We start from the raw sequence: 19655 nt of genomic DNA, 5'->3' as shown, positions 1-19655 counted from the left end.
TCCGGTCCGCTAGAACCGGACGTCCAAGAGGGCGTAGAAGTTCGACAGGTTCTCGTCGATCTTCCAGGGCTCGCCGAGGTGGTAGCCGCTGAAGCTCCAGTTGTAGTTGATCTTGGTATAGCCCGTCCGGATGAAGAGGTACCGGTTGAAGGGCTGGATGTAGTAGACCTCGTAGGCCTTGCCCCGGGTGGCGAGCTTGTTGTAGGGATCGGAGCTCCCCCAGGTGAAGGAGAACCAGTGGGGGCTTCCGTAGTTGAACTCGAAGCCGATCTTCGGCCGCTTGAGGGCGTCCACCGGGACGGTGTAGCGGAAGCCGGTGTAGATGGCCCAGCCCCACTTGCTCCCCTGGGTGCCGAGGAGGCCCACCGGCATGGTGGTGAGCAGCCCCGTGGCCGGGTTGATGAAGTACATCTGTGTCGTGGCGTACTGGCCGGCCCGCTTCTTCGGATCGGCGTTGTTGAGCCCCCACGAGACGAAGAGGTCGAGCCCGGTGTCGAGGAAGTTCGACATCTGGAGGTGGGCGCCGTAGACGTCCATGTTCCCCAGGTTGGCCTGGGGCCCGGCCGGGTTGTCGATGAGGTCGTTTCCGTGGATGTAGCTCAACACCAGGAGGCTCTCGGGCACGTAGGGCACCTCGGTCTCGAAGAAGGCCGCCCAGAAGTTGGTGTCCTTGATGCCGCTGGCCCGGGACCCAAAGGCCGTGAAGTTGGAGTAGCCCGACTCGTCCTGCTGGTAGCCCTTGCCGTAGGCCAGGCGGAGGCCCGAGTTCACGAGGCCGGTGTAGCGCTCGAGGCCCAGGGTGACCACGATGCCGTCGGTCTCGCCCTCGTAGACCAGGGAGGGGTAGGTCGCCTGCCGGGGGAGGTTTTCCCGGTATTCCATGGGCGGCCCCTCGGTGGAGGGATGCCGGCCGAAGGTGACGGCCAGGGGGAAGGGGACGGGGACGATCCAGTCCACGTAGGCCCGGTCGAGCTTCACCGTGGTGTCGTCGGGCCGGTGGGCCCGGTAGAAGTCGACGTTGCGCTGGATGTCGCCGCTCTCGGCCCAGTTCTTGTAAACCGCGAGCCGACCGTGGAAGGTGAGGCTGTTGGCGGCCCGGGCCTCCATGTTGAGGCGCACCCGGGTGCTCCACTTGTTGTCCGCCGTCCACTCCTTCCGCGCGCTGTTGATGGTGTTCGGGTAGACGTGGTCCACCATGTCACCCGGGTCGAGACCGAAGAGGGCGTTGGGGTTCGCCGCAGGCTCCGTGTAGGTCCAGACGTCCTCGTACTTGAAGAAGTCCACCCGGGAGCGAACCTCCACGCCGAAATTGACCTTGTCCTGCAGGGCGCGGGTCTCCACCTTGTCGAGGGTGTCGTAGATCTCCTCGATGTCGCGGGTGAGCTTGTCGTATTCCGGAATGGCGGCGGACTTTTCCACCTCCGAGGGCCCGCCGCGGGCCTTGCCGTGCTCGAGGTCGCTGACCCGGCGCTGGAGTTCCAGCACCTTTCCGAGCACGGCCTTCAACTTCTTCGCCGACAGCGTCACCTGGTCGTCCCGGGCCGCCAGGGCGGAGCCGGACCAGGCCGTCAGCGAAAGCACCATGAGTGCCGTCAAAACGCGCTTCATTTCATATCCTCCCGCATTTCGTTGCTGCGTAGCCGCGCGTGGCCGCCCCTACTTCGGGATGACCGCCGCCAGCGGCTGGTCACTGTCGGCCGCGTGGTCCTTGAGATACTCGACGACGATCTGGAGCTGGTCCGAGCTGATCTTTCCGGAAAGATCCACCGGGTGCCGGCCTCGCCTGAAGTACTTCTCCCAGACCGACATAGCCTTGTCCGCCGGGTTCACCGGCGGGGCCTGCCCTCCCTTGACGTGGCACTGCCCGCAGGTCTTCACGAAGAGATCCGCCGGGCCGGCCATGGCGCCGGCGGCGGTCAGCATGACCCCGAGCACCGCGAGAATCAGGCTCTTCCTCACGAGTTCACCCCCTTTCCCCAAGACGTTGTGAAATCGGCCACCGAATTCGAAACCCTGCCTGCACCCGGAGTCGAGGACGTGTGTCCCGGCCGGGTGACCCTGTCCCCTGGACGGAAAGCAAGAACCGTGCATCCCCGGAAGACCTCCTCGCCGCAGCGGTTTCCGCCCTTCGGCGGTTCATGGAGGTATTATCGACATCCCGCGATGGAAACTTGATGGCGTCGCAAAATACGCCGACTGCTGTGCTGCCTCGGATGCCCTCGTCATTGCGGCGGCGCCAAGCATTCCTCATTCCTCGACACCCCCATGCCGTGCATTTGCCGATCTCTGTTGCGCCATCTGCCCTGAAACCTTTTCGCCGCGGCCATCACGCCTCGATGGCGGCCGCGGCCCGCCCGAGCCGGGTCCGCCGGCGCCGGCCGCACCCCGGGGAAATGACGCCCCGGCCGCCGGGCCGTCAAAATCTCCACGGCCATGACAGGCCCGGCGTTTTGCTCTATCCTGTCTTCCATGGCTGGGGCGGAGAGCGGGGCCACGGCGCCCCGGGAGCCGGAGATCACCTTGGAGGGCCGGGTCGAACGCGTGACCTACGCCTCGCCGGAGACGGGGTTTGCCGTCCTCCAGGTGCGCCCTCCCCGGGGCGCGCGTTTTACGGCCACGGGGGTCGTCCCGGAGCTGGCGGGCGGGGCGGGCCTGGCCGGGGCGGAGTTCCGCTTCCGCGGCGCATGGACCGTGAACAAGTACGGCCGCCAGTTCGCCTTCACCCGGTGCACGGCGTGCGGGGGCGATCTCCTCTTCTTCCTCTCCAAGGTGGTCAAGGGCCTGGGGCCGAAGCTGGCGCGCCAGCTCCTCGACCGTTTCGGGGAGGAGGCCCTCGTCCGGATCCTCGACGAGGACCCGGCCCGCCTCCTGAACGTCAAGGGCATCAAGGAGCGGCGGCTCGAGCTCATCCTCCGCTCCTGGCGAAAGTTCAAGAACCTCAAGGCCCTCTCCAAGGTCCTCGGCGGCGCCGAAGGGGGCGTCACCCCCAACCTCCTCATCCGGATCTACAACCACTTCGGGGACGAGGCCGCCGCCGTGGTCCGGGCCGATCCCTACCGGCTCACCGAGGTCCGGGGCATCGGGTTCCGCACCGCGGACCGCATCGCCATGGCCCTCGGGGTCCCGCCCGGGGACCCGGCCCGGGTCCGCGCCGCCCTCAACCACGTGCTGGTGAAGGCCGCCGAGGAGGCCGGGCACTCGTATCTCACGGCCGACGAGCTCCGGGCCGCGGCGGCGGAGGTCCTCGGCGACGGGGACGACACCGCCGCCCCGGTGGACGAGGCGGCGGCCGCCATGGTGGCCGACGGGACCCTGGTGCGGGGGCCGGGGGGCGAGACGGGCCTTTCCGGTCTCCGGCACATGGAAGACTGGCTCCGCGACTTCTTCGCCGAGCGGGCGCGGGCCGGTGACCGCCCGGTACTCGAGGCCGCCGCCGTGGAGCGCTTCATCGCGGACTTCGAGGCCCGCCACCGCATCGAGTTCGCCCCGGAGCAAAGGGAGATCCTCGTCCGGACGGCCACCGAGCCCGCCACCGTCTTCGCCCTGGCCGGCTACGCCGGCACCGGCAAGACCACCGTCTGCCGGGCCGTTCTGGATCTCCTCGCCGGCCGCCTGGCCGCCCCGGAGGAGATCGTCTGCTGCGCCTTCACGGGCATGGCCTCCGCCCGGCTCCGAAAGGCCACGGGCTACGAGGCCTTCACCATCCACAGCCTCCTCAAGTACCAGGGAGAGGGCCGCTTCGAGCACGGGCCGGACAACCCCCTGCCCCACCGGGTGGTGGTCCTCGACGAGGCCTCCATGGTGAACCTCCCCCTCTTCTACCGGCTGGCCCGATCCCTCCGGCCCGGAACGCTCTTCCTCATGGTGGGCGACCCGGCCCAGCTGCCGCCCATCGGGGCGGGCAACGTCTTCGGCGACGTCCTCGACCTCGGGCTCGTCCCCGCCGTCCACCTCACCCGGATCTACCGCCAGAGCCCGGAGAGCGTCCTCGCCCTCTTCGCCAACGAGATCCGCCGGGGCCGAATCCCGGAGGGGGTCGAGGCGCAGGGCTGGCGCGACTTCGCCTTCGAACCGGTGGAACGGCACAACATCTACGCGCTCAAGGCCCGCCACACCGAGGCCGAGCTCAAGCGCTTCCGGGAAGAGAACAACCAGGCCATCCTGGAGCGGATCTGCGAACTGGCCCGGGACTGGCGCGACCGGCTCACCCACCCCGTCTGGGACTTCCAGGTGCTCACCCCCATGCGGGTGGGCCAGCTCGGGACGGAGAACCTCAACGCCCGCCTCCGCGAGATCCTGAACCCCGGCCCGGGCGCCTCCTTCCAGCGGGCGGGTCTCACCCTGAAGGAAGGGGACAAGGTGGTCCACCTCCAGAACCGCGACATGGCGGTGATGGCCTGGGCCGACTTCGCCCGCGCCGGGAAGACCTTCAGCGGGGGCGGCTTCCGGCGGGTCTTCAACGGGAACGTGGGCCTCGTGGCGCGGGTCGACCCGGAGGCCCAGGAGTTCTACGTGGTCTACCCGGAGCGGATCGTGGTGGCCTACGACTTCGACCACCTCGGGGACATCGTCGAGCCCGCCTTCGCCCTCACGGTCCACAAGGCCCAGGGGGCCCAGTACCGGGTGGTGGCCATCCCCCTCACCAACTCCCACTTCATCATGTTGAACAACAAGTGGTTCTACACCGCGATCACCCGGGCGGAGGAAAAGGCCTACCTGGTGGGGCAACGCTACGCCCTGAAACGCGCCTGCACCAACGTGGAGAGCGCGCGGCGGCGGACCTGGCTCGGGCGGGCGGCGGCGCGGGAGGTCCCGATCCCATGAGCGACTCCCGGCGGTGGTTCTTCCTGGCGGTGGGCCTGGGGGCGGCCTGGCTGGCGCACCTTCTCGCCCCGGTCCTCACCCCGTTCCTGGTCTCGGCGCTCCTCGCCTACCTCGGCGACCCGGCGGTGGACGCCATGGAACGCCGGCGGGTCCCGAGGACCCTGGCCGTGGCGCTGGTCTTCGCCGTGATCGTCCTGGCCTTCCTGGCCCTCGTCCTGGTCCTGGTGCCGTTGCTGGAGCGCCAGGCGGCGGCCCTGGCCCGGCGCCTCCCCGCGGTGCTGGCCTGGGCGCGGGAGACGGCGCTCCCGTGGCTCGCCCACCGACTCGGCCTGCCCGCGGCCCTCCCGGACGCCGGGGCGATCCAGGAGGCCCTGGCCGCGCACTGGCGGCAGGCCGGCGGCCTCGCCGTCCGGGTCCTCTCCTCGGTCTCCCGGTCCGGGATGGCCCTCCTGGCCGCCATCGGGAACCTCGTGCTGATCCCGGTGGTGACCTTCTACCTCCTTCGGGACTGGGACCGGCTGCTCGCGGACCTCCACGCCCTGCTCCCGCGGCGGGCGGCGCCCACCGTGGCGGCCCTCGCCCGGGAGGCGGACGAGGTCCTCGGGGCCTTCCTGAAGGGCCAGCTCCTGGTCATGCTGGCCCTGGCCGCGGTCTATTCCATCGGGCTCCACCTCGCGGGGCTGGAACTGGCCCTCCTCATCGGGATCACGGCCGGGCTCGTGAGCTTCGTCCCCTACCTCGGCTTCGCCCTGGGGATCCTCGCCGCCGGGGCCGCGGCCCTGGTCCAATACCACGACCTGGCCCACCTCCTCTACGTGACCGGCGTCTTCGCCGTGGGCCAGCTCCTCGAGGGAACCGTCCTCACCCCCGTCCTCGTGGGCGACCGGGTGGGGCTCCACCCGGTGGTGGTGATCTTCGCGGTGCTGGCCGGGGGGCAGCTCTTCGGTTTCTTCGGCGTCCTCGTGGCCATCCCGGCCGCCGCCGTCCTCATGGTGCTGGTTCGCCACGCCCGCCGTTCCTACCTCGAAAGCCCCCTCTACCACGAATGACCCTTCAGGCCGCCCGGCCCGGGCACCCGGGTTGACCCACCGCGACAGAGACATTACTAATTAAAAAAGATTACTATTTCTGAATCTATTCTATCCGCCCGCCGCCCTCCGGGGCACAAGGAAAGGAATCCCGCCATGATGCACATCGACGCACTCCGCCAAGACCGCCGCCTCGTCAACGAGATCGACTGGTCCATGACGCCGGAGAAGGCCGTGGACATGTACCTCGAGTGGGGGGCCGGCTGGACCCGGGGAAAGGACTTCGTCCGGGGAGCGAACGAGTCCTCCCTCTACTTCGTCATCTACGACTGGGAGCGTCCGCCCCAGGTGACGCTGCTGCGCCGCGACTCCAAGGGCGTCGAGGAACTCGCCAAGGTTCCCGTGCCCGAGCCCCTCTTCGCCGAGGCCGTCCGGGAGGCCGGCCGCCGGCCCGGGGTCGGCGTCCACGCCCTGAACGCCCGCCTCCAGGACTGGCTCCGGGAGCGCCTGGCCGCCTGAGCCCCGGCCGCCGGGGCGGCGGTCTCATCCCTGCCGCTGGAAACGGCGGAGTTCCTGCATGAGCCGGACGAGGACGTCCCGGTGCCCCGAGAGGAAGGTGGCGGCATCCGGGAGCGGCCGGTCGTCGGCGGTGGTGACGCGGTTGCGCATGAGGGCCGAGGTCTTCACCGGGATCACCGCCTTGTAGTCCATTCCCACGTAGGCCACCCGGTCCCAGTCGCAGATCACCGTGTAAGTCCGCCGCCGCGGGCCCAGGAGGTCGAAGCCCAGGCTGTAGTCCGAGGCGGGGTTGCGGACCCCGAGCCGCGGCAGCAGCGTGGGCGCGACGTCCAGGTGGCTGGTCATCCGGTCCACGGTGCCGCTCCCCGTCCCGGGCACCCAGAGCACCAGGGGCACCCGGGTCTGCTCCTCGGTGAACTCCGAGTTGTGCCCCCAGTGGCCCTTCTCCATGAATTCTTCCCCGTGGTCGCCGGTGATGACGACCATGGTGTCCTTGAGAAGGCCCTCCCGCTCGAGGGCGTCGAGGATCCGGCCCACCTGCCCGTCCACGTGGTGGGCGGCGTTGACGTAGCGGTTCCGGATGAGCCCGATGTCCCGGGCGAGGTCCATGGTGGCGTAGTTGAAGTTCCGGAGGTAGGGCCGGCGGATGATGCTCTCCTCCGGGAAGGAGTAACGGGCGTGGGTGGACTCGAAGAAGAGGAAGGCGAAGAAGGGCCGACGGCGGTCCCGGCCATGGATCGCCGCCACCAGGTCGGCGGTGTTCTTCCGGTCCCGCTCCCAGCCGTAGCCCGGGGGGGTCGGGTGGAGGAGGCGCCGGGGCACCCGGGCGAAGACGGTCTTGTCCAGCTCGGGGTAGGTGAAGCTCTGCCCGGTGTAGAGGAAGAACTGGTATCGCTGCCGGCGGAGCACCTCCATCCAGACCGGCTCCCGCCGAAGCTCCAGGAAGGGGAACCAGTAGGAACCGTAGAGGCCGTAGAAGAGGGAGAAGAGCGCCATCCGGGTGCCGTTGCCACCGCTGTAGTGCCGGGTGAAGCGGTGGGCCCGGGCCGCGAATCGCCAGGTCCGGGGCATGATCTCGGGGGTGAGCATGTCGGCCCGGAGCGACTCGGCGACCAGGACCACCACGTTGAGCGGGTGCGCCGGCGGCTCCACCCGGAGGGGGCGGGCGGGATAGGCGAGGCGGGCCGCCCGGACCTCCACGGCCAGCCGCGCCCGGCGCGGAACCTCGTAGCCGAGGCGCCGGGCGAGGTTGTGGATGGTGAGGGGGCAGTAGAGAGGCAGGGTGGCGGCCGCCTCGGTGACGCCCGCGTGGCCCTGGAATTCACTCACCGCGTAGGTGGCCCGCTCCCCGGCGGACAGGAGCACCAGGGCGGCGAGCCCCCAGCGGAAGGTCCGCCGCCCCGGCCGCCAGCCCGCCAGGAGAGGCAGGCGCCGGGCGGCGGCGAGCAGCACCGCCTGGAACAGGAAGAACCCGGCCGCCATGGCGGCGAAGGTCGCCGTGGTGGCGGCGCCGCCCCCGAGGGAGTCGATGCCGCCGGGCGTCCGGATGAGATTCCAGACGAACCCGTTCAGGTGGAACCCGTAGAGCCGGTGGATGAAGAGGTCGGCGAAGAGGAGGATCGAGGTGCACCCGGTGGCGGACACCGCCACGAGGGCCACGAGGGCCCCGGCCCAGCGCCCACCCCGGCCCCGCCGGGCGGCAAGGCGCCCGGCGCCCCATGCCCCGAGGGTCAGGAGCAAGGCGGGCAGGAGGTAGAAGGCGGCATAGGTCGGGACGGCCCCGGCGGCGAACATCACCGTCCGCAGGTCCCAGGCCGGGACCCGGCCGAGGTAGGCGGCGGCGAGGCCGAGCACCGCCAGGTAGGTGAAACCGAAAAAGGCCGGAAGCCCGCCCCCCGAGCGGCCCGCGCCCCTGGTCTCCGCTAGATGCATGGCGTCCTCCACAGAGCCCGCCGGCGTGGCGCCGGGCGAGCCGCCCCGAAATGTAACAGGAAGCCGCCGGGATCACAAAGACGCCGGAACACGCCGGGGCCGCCGGCCCCGTGCCCTTGTTTTCCCGAACGGATGGTGTAAGGAAGAGGCATGGCATCCGGCCTTTCCATCGGGGAGGGCGACGCCCTCCTCGTCGTGGACCTCCAGAAGGACTTTCTCCCCGGCGGGCGGTTGCCCGTCCCGGAAGGGGACGCGGTCGTCCCGGCCATGAACCGCTGCCTCCGGGCCTTCCGCGCCGCCGGGCGCCCGGTCTTCGCCACCCGCGACTGGCACCCCCCGGAGCATGTCTCCTTCCAGGCCCAGGGCGGCCCCTGGCCCCCGCACTGCGTGGCCGGCGACCCGGGGGCGGACTTCGCCGACGGGCTCGAGCTCCCGGCCGACGTCATCGTGGTCTCCAAGGCCACCCGCCCCGACACCGAGGCCTATTCCGGCTTCCAGGGGACCGACCTCGACGACTACCTGCGCGCCCTGGAGGTCCGGCGCCTCTTCGTGGGCGGGCTCGCCACCGACTACTGCGTGCTCGAGACGGTGAAGGACGCCCGGAAGCTGGGCTACGAGGTGGTCCTCCTCCAGGACGCGATGCGCGCCGTGGACGCCGAGCCCGGCGCCGGGGAGCGCGCCCTGGAGGAGATGCGCGGGCTCGGGGCCGCCGTCGCCGCCAGCACGGATCTGGGTGGAACGGAGGCCGCCGGATGAGACCGCCCGAAGCATCTCCGCTCCTCACGGACCTCTACCAGCTCACCATGCTCCAGGCCTACCACCTGGAGGGCATGGAGGCCACGGCGGTCTTCGAGTTCTTCGTGCGGCGCCTGCCCCCCTCCCGGAACTTCCTCGTGGCGGCCGGCCTCGAACAAGTCCTCGACTTCCTCGAGGGCCTCGCCTTCACCCCGGAGGAGATCGACGCGCTCCGGGGCCTCGGCGGCTTCCGGGACGCGTTCCTCCGGGCCCTCGAAGACCTCCGGTTCCGGGGCGACGTCCACGCCCTGCCGGAGGGGACCCCCTTCTTCCCGGGCGAGCCGGTGCTCCGGGTGACGGCCCCCCTGCCCCAGGCCCAACTCGTGGAGACACGCCTCATCAACCTCCTCCATTTCCAGATCCTCGTGGCCTCCAAGGCCGCCCGGGTGGTGCTCGCGGCTCCAGGAAAGACCCTGGTGGACTTCGGCCTGCGCCGCGCCCACGGGGCCGAGGCGGGGCTGCTGGCCGCCAGGGCCGGTTACCTCGCGGGCCTTTCCGGGACCTCGACGGTGCTTGCCGGCGTCCGCTTCGGGATCCCCGTCTTCGGCACCATGGCCCACTCCTTCGTCCAGGCGCACGAGAGCGAAGCGGCCGCCTTCGAGGCCTTCGCCCGGGCCTGGCCCGAAAACGCCGTGCTCCTCATCGACACCTACGACACGGAGGCGGCGGCGCACCGGGTGGCGGCCCTGGTCCCCCGGCTCCGGGCCTCCGGCGTGCGGGTCCGGGGGGTGCGGATCGACAGCGGGGACCTGGCGGCCCACGCCGCCGCGGTCCGCCGCATCCTCGACGCGGCGGGTCTCGACGACGTCCGGATCTTCGCCAGCGGCAACCTCGACGAGGCCGCCCTGGCCCGCCTCCTCGCCGCCGGGGCCCCCATCGACGGCTTCGGCGTCGGGACGCGCCTCGATACCTCCGCCGACGCCCCCAGCCTCGACTGTGCCTACAAGCTCCAGGAGTACGACGGCGTCCCCCGCAGGAAGCGCTCCGAGGGGAAGGCCACCCTCCCCGGCCGCAAGCAGGTCTTCCGACGCTTCGACGACGAGGGCCGGCCGATGGAGGACGTGGTGGGCCTGGAGGAGGAAGACCTGGAAGGGACGCCCCTCCTCGTGCCCGTCATGCGGGCGGGGCGCCGGCTCTTCCCCGCGCCCTCCCTCGACGAGATCCGCGCCCGGACCCTCGAGGCCATGGACCGGCTCCCTCCCGCCCTGCGGTCCCTGGACCCCGCCCCTGCCTACCCCGTCCGGGTCTCGCCCCGCCTCGCCGAGCTCGCCCGGCAAGTGGACGCCCGGACGGCCCGGTCGGCGAACCGGGATACACCCGGAATCCGCACCCCGGCCGAGCCGGAATCAAGGAAAGAATTATTTTAGATTGACACCGGCGCCCCGGTGTCTTAGACAGTGTACAGGGAGCGCGGCCGGCAGGTCGGCCGCCTCGGACACCGACCACGGACAAACGGACAACGGCATGAACGCCCTGCACCCCATCCGCCGCCCCGCCGCCCCGCCGGCCCCCTGCCGGAGCGGGCGTCCGCGTTCATGTCTCATGCCCACGACCTGAGCCGCCCCACCGGCGTGCTCGGGTCGCTTCCACCCGATTCCACCACCTGAACAACTCGAGTCCGCGGCCCCGGGAAGCCGGGCGCCGCCAGACCGCCGCGCCCGCCCTCCGGGCGGTGCCGGCCGCCGCCGAGGAATCTCCCCATGGCCCACGACCGCCGCTATCGGCTCGCCACCCTCGCCGTCCACGGGGGCCAGGCCCCGGACCCCGCCACCGGGGCCCGGGCCGTCCCCGTCTACCAGACCACCTCCTACCTCTTCCGGGACGCGGCCCACGCCGCCGACCTCTTCGCCCTGCGCGCCCCCGGCAACATCTACACCCGGATGATGAACCCCACCACCGACGTCCTCGAGCGCCGCATGGCCCTCATCGACGGCGGCGCGGCGGCGGTGGCCGTGGCCTCCGGCCAGGCCGCCATCACCCTGGCCCTCCTGAACCTGGCCCGCGCCGGCGACGAGATCGTGGCCTCTTCGAGCCTCTACGGCGGCACTTTCAACCTCTTCCGCCACACCCTGGCGGACCTCGGGATCACCGTCCGGTTCGTGGACCCGGCGGACCCCGCCGCCGTGCGCCGCGCTCTCGGCCCCGCCGCCAGGGCCCTCTACGTGGAGAGCATCGGGAACCCGAAACTGGACGTCCCGGATTTCGAGGCACTGGCCGAAGCGGCCCACGAGGCGGGGGTGCCCCTCCTGGTGGACAACACCGTGGCCCCCGGACTCTGGCGCCCCATCGACCACGGGGCCGACGTGGTGATCTACTCCGCCACCAAGTTCATCGGCGGCCACGGGACCTCCATCGGCGGCATCGTCGTGGACTCGGGACGCTTCCCCTGGCCCGAGGACCGGTTCCCCGGTCTCCACCGGCCGGACCCCAGCTACCACGGGCTGGTCTACAAGGAGGCCTTCGGGGACCTGGCCTACATCGCCCGGCTCCGCACCCGGTACCTCCGGGACCTCGGCCCCGCCCTCTCCCCCTTCAACGCCTTCCTCTTCCTCCAGGGCCTCGAGACCCTTCCACTGCGCATGGAACGCCACTGTGCCAACGCCCTGGCCGTGGCCCGGCACCTGGCCGGCCACCCCAAGGTCGCCTGGGTCCGGTACCCCGGCCTCGAGGACCACCCCACCCATGACCTGGCCGCGCGATACCTCGGCGGGGGCTTCGGCGCCATCGTGGGCTTCGGGGTCCGGGGCGGCTACCCGGCGGGCGTCCGCTTCATCGAGAACGTCCGGCTGCTGTCGCACCTCGCCAATATCGGCGATGCCAAGTCCCTGGTGATCCACCCCGCCTCCACCACCCACCAGCAGTTGGCCCCGGAGGAACGGCGCCGGGCCGGGGTCACCGACGACTTCGTCCGTCTCTCGGTGGGCATCGAGGACGCGGCGGACATCATCGAGGACATCGACCGGGCCCTGGAGGCGGTGCCATGACCACCGGTGCCTCCCCCCGCCTCGCCGCAGCCGCCACGGCGGTCGCCCCGGGCGGCTCCGTCGGCCGCGTCCGAACCCGGACGGAGACCTTCGACACCCCGGCCGCGCCCTTCCGGCTCGAGTGCGGCGCCCGTCTCAACCCGGTCACCGTGGCCTACGAGACCTACGGGCGCCTGGCGCCGGGCCGCCGAAACGCCGTGCTCGTCTGCCACGCCCTCTCCGGCGACGCCCACGCCGCGGGCTTCCATCGCGGCGTCCCCGGGGAACGCCCGGGGTGGTGGGACCTCATGATCGGGCCGGGCAAGCCCCTGGACACCCGGCGCTACTTCGTGATCTGCAGCAACTTCCTCGGGGGATGCGCGGGCACCACCGGGCCGGCCAGTATCGACCCGGCCACCGGGCGGCCCTACGGGCCGGACTTCCCCGCCTACACCATCGGCGACCAGGTCGAGCTCCAGGCCCGGCTCCTGGACCGGCTCGGCATCCCCCGCCTGCTCGCGGTGATCGGCGGCTCCATGGGCGGCATGCAGGCCCTCGAGTGGGCCGTGCGGCACCCGGCGCGGGTGGCCGGCGCCGTGGCCCTCGCCACGGCCCCGCGCCTTTCGCCCCAGGCCATCGCCTTCCACGAGGTGGCCCGCCAGGCCATCTTCCGCGACCCAGGCTGGCGGGGGGGCCGCTACGAGGCCGCGGACCCGCCGCGGGCAGGCCTTGCCCTGGCCCGCATGATCGGCCACATCACCTACCTCTCGGAAGAGGCCATGGTGCGGAAGTTCGCCCGGCGGGGCGGCGGCACGGCCGGTACCGGCGGCTTCGAGGTGGAACGCTACCTCCACCACCAGGGCCGCCGATTCGTGGACCGGTTCGACGCCAACACCTTCGTCCACATCACCCGGGCCATGGACCGGTTCGACCTCGCCGCCGGCCGGGGTTCCCTGGAGGCGGCCTTCCGCCGGGCCGCGTGCCGCTTCCTGGTGGTCTCCTTCTCCAGCGACTGGCTCTTCCCCGCCGCCCTTTCCGAGGAGATGGTTCGGGCCATGCGGCTGGCCGGGCGGGAGGTCTCCTACTGCGAGATCCGAACCCACCAGGGCCACGACGCCTTTCTCCTGCCCGGCCACCGCATGGGCGACCTGGTGGCCGGGTTCCTGGACCGCCTGGACCGGGAGGCGACATGAGGCCCGGCCCTGCCGTGGACTGGGCCCGGACCCGGCTGCGGGACCGCGCCCTCGACCCGTGGATCGCGGGCCGGGTGCCCCGAGGGGCCCGGGTCCTGGACCTCGGCTGCGGCGACGGCGCCCTGCTCCAGCGCATCGAGCGGGAGCGGGCGGCCCGGGGGACGGGGATCGAGCTGGACCCGGGGGCGGCGGCGGAGGCCATCGCCCGCGGCCTCTGCGTGGCACACGGGGACATCGAGGCCGGCCTTCGGGACTTCGCCGCCGGCACCTTCGACGTGGTGATCCTGAACCAGGTGCTCCCCCTCCTCCGGGACCCCGCGGCCGCACTCGAAACGGCCCTCCGGCTGGCCCCCCTGGCCCTGGTCACCGTGCCCAACTTCGCCCACTGGCGGATCCGGCTGCGGCTCGGCCTCCGGGGCCGGCTCCCCGTCACCGCCGCCCTTCCTTACGGGTGGCACGAGACCCCGCACATCCGCCTCGTCACGGTGGCGGACTTTCGCATCCTGTGCCGAGAGCGCAAAATAGGAATCCGGGGGGAGGCCTTCGCGGCGATCGGCCGGCGGGGGGAGCCGCGGCCCGTCCGGCGCCTGCCCGGCCTCCGGGCGGCCCTGGCGCTCTTCGAGCTGGAGGCCGGGCCGCGCACCCGAAGCGAGTGGAGGAGGTGCCCGTGAAACCCCTGCACATCTCCGAAAATGCCCGCCGGGTGCTCGAGGCCCGCTATCTGCGGCGGGATGCCCGGGGACGCATCGCCGAGAGCCCGGAGGACCTCTTCGCCCGGGTGGCCCGGGCGGTGGCAGGGGCCGAGCTCCGCTTCGGCGGCCCCGGAGCCGCCGCCCGGTGGGAAGGCCGCTTCCGCCGCCTCATGACCGGGGGATACTTCCTCCCCAACAGCCCCACCCTCATGAACGCCGGCACGGCCCTGGGCCAGCTCTCGGCCTGCTTCGTACTCCCGGTGCCCGACACCATGGAGGGCATCTTCGGGGCCGTCCGGGACATGGCCCTGGTCCAGCGGACCGGCGGCGGGACGGGCTTCTCCTTCTCCCGCCTCCGCCCCGCCGGCGACCTCGTGGCCAGCACGGGCGGCGCGGCCTCCGGCCCGGTGTCGTTCATGAAGATCTTCGACTGCGCCACCGAGAACATCCGGCAGGGCGGCAAGCGCCGGGGCGCCAACATGGGGGTCCTCCGGGTGGACCACCCGGACGTCCTGGCCTTCGTCCGGGCCAAGCTCGACGGGGTGAGCCTCCAGAACTTCAACCTCTCCGTGGGGGTCACCGACGCCTTCATGGAGGCGGCGGCCGCGGGACGGACCTACCCGCTGGTCCACCCGCGCACCGGGGAACGGGTGGGCCGGCTGGACGCCGCCGAGGTCCTGGCCGCCATGGCCGAGGCCGCCTGGGCCTGCGGAGATCCCGGGCTTCTCTTCCTCGACGCCGTGGCCAGGGCCAATCCCGTTCCCGAACTCGGCCCCATCGAGGCCACGAACCCCTGCGGCGAGGTTCCGCTGCTGCCCTACGAGTCGTGCAACCTGGGCTCCCTGAACCTCGCCCGGCTGGTGCGGGGGGACGGGACCGGCGCCCGGCTGGACCGCCGGCGCCTGCGCCGCCTCGCCGCCGAGGCGGTCCGGTTCCTGGACGACGTCATCGAGGTGTGCCGCTATCCCCTCCAGCCGCTGGCGGAGGCGGCCGCCGCCACCCGCAAGATCGGGCTCGGTGTCATGGGATTCGCCGAGATGCTGGTCCGGATGGGTATCTCCTACGACTCGGACGAGGCGGTCGCCGTGGCCGGGGACGTCGCCCGGGAGCTGGCCGAGGCGGCCCTCGCGGCCTCGCGGGAGCTGGCCCGGGAGCGCGGCCCCTACCCCGCCTGGCGCCGCGGCGGTCCCGCCGGGGACGTGCCGGTCCGAAACGCCACCCGGACCGCCATCGCCCCCACCGGGACCCTCGGGATCATCGCCGGGACCAGCGCCGGCATCGAGCCCTTCTTCGCCCTGGCCTACCGCCGGCGGGCCCTCGACGGCGAGATACTCACCGAGGTGAACCCCCTCTTCGAGGCCGCCGCCCGGGCCCACGGCCTCGATCCCCGGCGCCTGGTGGAGGATGTCCGCCGCCGGGGCCGCCTCTCCGCCGTCCCGGACGTCCCGGAGACCCTCCGGAGCCGTTTCGTCACCGCCCTCGAGGTCCCGCCCGAACGGCACCTCGCCGTCCAGGCCGCCTTCCAACGCCACGTGGACAACTCCGTCTCGAAGACGGTGAACCTGCCGCCGGCGGCAACGCCGGCCGACGTGGCCGCCGTCTTCCGCCGCGCCTGGGAACTCGGCCTGAAGGGGATCACCGTCTATCGCTACGGGAGCAAGGCGGGCCAGGTGCTCGAGCTCGGCGCCGGGGACGCCGCCTTCCTGGCGGACCACACCGCCCGCTGCGACCCCGGGGAGTGCCGGCTCTAGCCGTCCCGGCCCGCCGGTCGTTGTTCAAGACGGAGCGGCCGGCCGATACGTTCGGTAGGGTCCGCCAGGGACCGGGAGGTCTGCCATGCGCCATGTGATGAGCGTCTGTTGCTACTGCGGCTGCGGCTGCGGCCTCTACCTCCAGGTGGAGGACGGGCGGGTGACCGGCGTGGCTCCGAGCCGGCGCCACCCCGTCTCCCGCGGCAACCTCTGCGCCAAGGGGTGGCACGTCCACGAGTTCATCCACCACCCCGACCGGCTCACGCGGCCCCTCGTGCGCCGGAACGGGCGCCTCCGGCCGGCCTCGTGGGACGAGGCCCTGGACCGGGCCGCCGACGGGCTCGCCCGGGCGAAGGAACGCCACGGCCCGGACGCCATCGGCGTCCTGGCCTCGGCCAAGTGCACCAACGAGGAGAACTACCTCCTCCAGCGCTTCACCCGGGCGGTGCTCGGCACCCACAACATCGACCACTGCGCCCGGCTCTGACACGCCCCCACGGTGGCGGGTCTCGCCACCACCTTCGGCAGCGGGGCCATGACCAACTCCATCAACGAGCTGGAGGAGGCCGAGGTCATCCTGGTGGCGGGCTCCAACACCACCGAGGCCCATCCCCAGGTGGCCCGCCGCATCTTCGACGCCGTGGACCGCGGCGCCCGCCTCATCGTCGTCGACCCCCGCGAGACGGCCCTGGCCCGGCGGGCCCACATCCACCTCCGGCTGCGGCCCGGAACCGACATCTCCCTGGCCAGCGGCCTCATGCGCGCCATCCTCGACGAGAACCTCGTCGACGACCTCTTCATCGAGATGCGTACCGAGAACTTCTTCGCCCTGCGCGACCACCTCCTCCAGGTGGACATCGACCAGGCGGCCGAGGCGACCGGGGTGGCAAAGGAGCTGATCCTGAAGGCGGCCCGGATCTACGCCCGGGCCCAGCGTTCGGTCATCTGCTACTGCCTCGGGGTGACGCAGCACGTCTGCGGGACGGCCAACGTCCAGTCCTACGCCAACCTCGCCATGCTGACGGGCCACGTGGAACGGGAGTTCACCGGCGTCGACCCCCTGCGCGGGCAGAACAACGTCCAGGGGGCCTGCGACATGGGCGCCCTGCCCAACGTCTTCCCCGGCTACCAGCCGGTGGCCGACCCGGCGGTGCGGGCCAAGTTCGAACGGGCCTGGGGGGTCAAGCTGCCGGAGCGGCCCGGCCTGGCCCTGCTGGAGATGACCCACGGCCCCGGGGAGGCGGGCGGCGCGGCCGGGGCGGTCCGGGCCATGTACGTCATGGGCGAGAACCCCGTGCGCAGCGACCCCGACTCCAGCCGGGTGGAGGCCACCCTCCGGGGGCTGGACTTCCTGGCGGTCTCGGACCTCTTTCTCACGGAGACGGCCCGGCTGGCCGACGTGGTCTTCCCCGCCGCCTCCTTCGCCGAAAAGACCGGCACGGTGACCAACTCGGAGCGCCGGGTGCAGCTCATGCACCAGGCCATCGAGCCGGTGGGCGAGGCCTGGCCCGACGACCGGATCGTCTGCGCCCTCGCCGCCCGAATGGGCCACCCCATGGCCTACGGCTCGCCCGCCGAGGTCATGGAGGAGATCTGCCTCCTCGTCCCCATCTACGGCGGGATGTACCACGACCGGCTCCGCGACTCCTGGGGGCTCCAGTGGCCCTGCCCGGACCGGGACCATCCCGGGACCCCCTACCTCCACAAGTACAGCTTCGCCCGCGGCCGGGGCCGCTTCGAGCCGGCCAGCCCCGTGGAACCCGTGGATCCGCTCTCCGATGACCACCCCCTGCGCCTCATCACCGGCCGTGCCTACCACCACTACCACACCGGCACCATGAGCCGCCGCTCCGCCACCCTGGCCCGGGAACTCGACCGGCCCTGGATCGAGATCCACCCGGAGGACGCCGAGCGGATCGGGGTCCGGCCGGGGGACCGGGTCCGGGTCCGCTCCCGCCGGGGGGACTGCGTCTTCTTCGCCCGGCTGAGCCGGCGGGTGGCCCCCGGCCAGCTCTACGCCGACTTTCACTTCCACGAGGCCCCGGTGAACGCCCTCACGGTGAGCCGCTGCGACCCGGTGGCCCGCTGCCCCGAGCTCAAGCTCTGTGCCGTGGCGGTGGAAAAGGAGGACACGTGAGATGCCGCAGGACGCCTTCATCCTGGAGAAGGACCATCTCGTGCCCCTGCTGCGCCGCCTCGGCCGGGACCGGCGGCTGGTGGCGCCGGTCCGCAACGGCTACGGCGACACCCTCTATGCCCCGGTGACGGACCTCGAAGAAGACGGCCTGGACCTGGAGGCGCGACCGCAGAACTCCCTGAAGGGCTTCTTCTTCCCCCAGCGGGAGCGGCTCTTCTCCTACACCGTGGCGCCGGATACCGGGGGCGGGCACCGCTACGCCTTCGAGACCCATCTCCCCGAGGAGCGGCCCACGGTCTACTTCGGGGTCCGCTCCTGCGATCTCTTCGGGGTCCTCTACTGCGACCTGGTCTTCCTCAAGGGCCGGCGGCGGGATGCCTACTACCAGCGGCGGCGGGCGGGGGCCGTCTTCGCCACCCTCGCCTGCCACCACCCCTTCGCCGGCTGTTTCTGCAACGCCACCCGAACCGGCCCCTCCCTGGAGCTGGGCTTCGACCTCCAGCTCTTCGACCTCGGCGACCGCTTCTACGTGGAGACCGGAAAGCCCGGCGGAGCGGAGATCGTGGCCCGCTGGCCGGCCTTCTTCCAGCCGGCCGGCGAGCCGGACCGCCAGGCCCAGTTCCAGGCAGCCCTCGAGGCCCGGGGCCTCTTCGAGCGGAAGATCCACGTGGACCTGGCCGTGGGCCTCCTCGCGGGCCGGGAGCCGGAGGGCGTGGTCCGGCGGCTCTCCGAGCGGTGCCAGGACTGCGGCGGCTGTGCCTTCGTCTGCCCCACCTGCACCTGCTTCACCATCACCGACCAGCCCCTGGACGAACACCACGGCGAACGGGTGCGCACGTGGGACGCCTGTACCTTCTCCGGCTTCACCCGCATGGCCGGGGACGCCAACCCCGTCGACGGCGCCACGGAGCGCGTCCGACGGCGCTTCCTCCACAAGCTCCGGCACGACGTGGCGCGGCATGGACGGCCGAGCTGCGTCGGCTGCGGCCGCTGCCTGGGCATCTGCTTCGGCGGAGTGGACATGGCCCGCTTCGTGGAGATGGTCTGCAGTTTCGGCAATCACCATGCCACCGACGAGGATGCCAGATGACCCCCCGGTCCAATGCCACCGCGACATACACGGCCAACCCCTATCTGCCCCTGCCCGCCCGTATCCGCGAGGTGCGGCCCGAGAACCCGCGGGTCAAGACCTTCGTCCTCGAGCCGGCGGACGCCGGGGCCGAGGCGGCCTTCTCCTTCGAACCGGGCCAGTTCGTCATGGTCTCGGTGCCGCACCAGGGGGAGGCCCCCATCTCCATCTCCTCCCCGCCGGGGCGGGGGAGCGGCCTCACCCTCACCGTGCGCCGGGCCGGCCGGCTGACAGGGGCGATGCACACCCTCGGCCCCGGCGACACGGTAGGGATCCGGGGGCCCTACGGCCGCCCCTTCCCCATGGCAGAGCTGGAGGGCCGGGACCTCCTCTTCGTGGCCGGAGGCATCGGGCTGGCACCGCTGAGGTCCGCCCTCCTGGCCTGTCTCGCGGCGCGGGAGCGCTACGGCGCCCTCACCGTGCTCTACGGCTGCCGGACCCCGTCCGACATCTGCTTTTCCCGGGAGCTGGACGGCTGGAATGCCGGGGAGGGCCTGCGGTGCCGCGTCACCGTGGACCGGGGGGACGCGGCCTGGCAGGGCCGGGTGGGCCTCGTGACCACGCTCTTCGACGAGGTGGACCTCCGACCGGAGCGGACGAGCGCCCTGGTCTGCGGCCCGGAGGTCATGATCCGGGTGGTGCTCGACCGGCTCGAGGAGATGGGTCTTGCGCCGGAGACCATCTTCACCACC

At 71.9% G+C, this 19655-nt stretch carries 15 protein-coding genes (1 of these 15 running past the window's edge); 12 read left to right on the top strand and 3 right to left on the bottom strand.

Translation table 11 applies throughout. The features are described 5' to 3' along the window. Window positions 1-9: 9 nt before the first annotated feature. Complete coding sequence (locus HCU62_RS01545) at window positions 10-1608, bottom strand: DUF3373 family protein (protein WP_163298905.1); 1599 nt, start codon at window positions 1606-1608, stop codon at window positions 10-12. 48 nt (window positions 1609-1656) lie between these two features. Then, window positions 1657-1959, bottom strand: a complete 303-nt coding sequence (locus HCU62_RS01540; RefSeq protein ID WP_309474812.1) for a c-type cytochrome — start codon at window positions 1957-1959, stop codon at window positions 1657-1659. Between the two features lie 510 nt (window positions 1960-2469). Here HCU62_RS01540 and recD2 point away from each other — a divergent pair. From recD2 to HCU62_RS01525, 3 genes are all read left to right on the top strand, one after another. Continuing rightward, window positions 2470-4824, top strand: a complete 2355-nt coding sequence (gene recD2, locus HCU62_RS01535) for an SF1B family DNA helicase RecD2 (protein WP_169755362.1) — start codon at window positions 2470-2472, stop codon at window positions 4822-4824. Next, the gene (locus HCU62_RS01530) at window positions 4821-5873 is read left to right on the top strand and encodes an AI-2E family transporter (RefSeq protein ID WP_163298907.1); all 1053 of its coding nucleotides are present in this window, start codon (window positions 4821-4823) and stop codon (window positions 5871-5873) included. Before recD2 ends, HCU62_RS01530 begins: the two co-directional genes overlap by 4 nt. Window positions 5874-6008: 135 nt before the next feature. Next, the gene (locus HCU62_RS01525) at window positions 6009-6371 is read left to right on the top strand and encodes a DVU0772 family protein (protein WP_163298908.1); all 363 of its coding nucleotides are present in this window, start codon (window positions 6009-6011) and stop codon (window positions 6369-6371) included. Window positions 6372-6395: 24 nt separating this feature from the next. Here HCU62_RS01525 and HCU62_RS01520 read toward each other — a convergent pair whose 3' ends face one another. Continuing rightward, window positions 6396-8303 carry a sulfatase-like hydrolase/transferase gene (locus HCU62_RS01520; RefSeq protein WP_163298909.1) on the bottom strand — a complete coding sequence of 636 codons (1908 nt, stop codon included), beginning with the start codon at window positions 8301-8303 and terminating at the stop codon, window positions 6396-6398. A gap of 150 nt (window positions 8304-8453) precedes the next feature. Between HCU62_RS01520 and HCU62_RS01515 the strand changes: the two genes are divergently transcribed. The 9 genes from HCU62_RS01515 to HCU62_RS01475 form a co-directional block, all read left to right on the top strand. Next, window positions 8454-9059 (top strand): nicotinamidase, encoded by a 606-nt coding sequence (locus HCU62_RS01515; protein WP_163298910.1) that lies wholly within the window; start codon window positions 8454-8456, stop codon window positions 9057-9059. Continuing rightward, complete coding sequence (locus tag HCU62_RS01510; RefSeq protein WP_169755361.1) at window positions 9056-10465, top strand: nicotinate phosphoribosyltransferase; 1410 nt, start codon at window positions 9056-9058, stop codon at window positions 10463-10465. Before HCU62_RS01515 ends, HCU62_RS01510 begins: the two co-directional genes overlap by 4 nt. Before the next feature lie 333 nt (window positions 10466-10798). After that, the gene (locus tag HCU62_RS01505) at window positions 10799-12082 is read left to right on the top strand and encodes an O-acetylhomoserine aminocarboxypropyltransferase/cysteine synthase family protein (protein WP_163298006.1); all 1284 of its coding nucleotides are present in this window, start codon (window positions 10799-10801) and stop codon (window positions 12080-12082) included. Beyond that, window positions 12079-13254: a homoserine O-acetyltransferase MetX gene (gene metX, locus HCU62_RS01500; protein ID WP_163298007.1), complete on the top strand. Its 1176-nt coding sequence runs from the start codon at window positions 12079-12081 to the stop codon at window positions 13252-13254. The genes HCU62_RS01505 and metX overlap by 4 nt, the downstream gene beginning before the upstream one ends. Further along, a complete protein-coding gene (locus tag HCU62_RS01495; protein WP_163298008.1) occupies window positions 13251-13925 on the top strand; it encodes a methionine biosynthesis protein MetW in 675 nt (224 codons plus the stop codon). Before metX ends, HCU62_RS01495 begins: the two co-directional genes overlap by 4 nt. Beyond that, the gene (locus tag HCU62_RS01490; protein WP_309474767.1) at window positions 13922-15697 is read left to right on the top strand and encodes an adenosylcobalamin-dependent ribonucleoside-diphosphate reductase; all 1776 of its coding nucleotides are present in this window, start codon (window positions 13922-13924) and stop codon (window positions 15695-15697) included. The genes HCU62_RS01495 and HCU62_RS01490 overlap by 4 nt, the downstream gene beginning before the upstream one ends. Before the next feature lie 85 nt (window positions 15698-15782). Then, on the top strand, window positions 15783-17834 hold the full coding sequence (gene fdhF, locus HCU62_RS01485) for a formate dehydrogenase subunit alpha (protein WP_163298010.1): 2052 nt from the start codon (window positions 15783-15785) through the stop codon (window positions 17832-17834). 1 nt (window position 17835) lies between these two features. Further along, window positions 17836-18924, top strand: a complete 1089-nt coding sequence (locus HCU62_RS01480) for a 4Fe-4S dicluster domain-containing protein (RefSeq protein WP_163298011.1) — start codon at window positions 17836-17838, stop codon at window positions 18922-18924. Beyond that, a protein-coding gene (locus HCU62_RS01475; protein WP_163298012.1) for an FAD/NAD(P)-binding protein crosses the window boundary here: on the top strand, window positions 18921-19655 show its 5' portion. The gene runs 114 nt beyond the window's last position; the window shows 735 of its 849 coding nt (coding positions 1-735); the start codon lies at window positions 18921-18923; the stop codon falls past the right edge of the window. Before HCU62_RS01480 ends, HCU62_RS01475 begins: the two co-directional genes overlap by 4 nt.

The sequence above is a fragment of the Dissulfurirhabdus thermomarina genome (genome assembly GCF_012979235.1).
GTDB lineage: Bacteria > Desulfobacterota > Dissulfuribacteria > Dissulfuribacterales > Dissulfurirhabdaceae > Dissulfurirhabdus > Dissulfurirhabdus thermomarina.
This window is presented reverse-complemented; position numbering and strand designations above follow the sequence as displayed.